1 protein-coding gene is annotated in these 201 nt (G+C 51.2%); it reads left to right on the top strand.

The annotated features are described in order from the left end of the window. Positions 1–201: Asd/ArgC dimerization domain-containing protein (locus B2R29_RS06405; RefSeq protein ID WP_301180315.1), on the top strand; the 201-nt coding region annotated here is incomplete at both ends.

Raw genomic sequence — 201 nt, 5'->3', positions numbered from 1 at the left:
TAAAGATAAGCTTGATGACCCTGCCAGCGCGATTCTTGAAATCGACCGTCAGGTAGCCGACTTCATCCGTAGCGATGCACTGCCAACAGAGCAGTTTGGTGTGCCTCTGGCGGGCAGTCTGATTCCATACATCGACTCTCAGCTGGAATCTGGCCAGAGCCGTGAAGAATGGAAAGCACAAGTCGAAGCGAACAAAATCAT

Source organism: Thalassolituus sp. UBA3500, assembly GCF_002377545.1.
Taxonomy (GTDB): domain Bacteria; phylum Pseudomonadota; class Gammaproteobacteria; order Pseudomonadales; family Oceanobacteraceae; genus Thalassolituus.
This window is presented reverse-complemented; position numbering and strand designations above follow the sequence as displayed.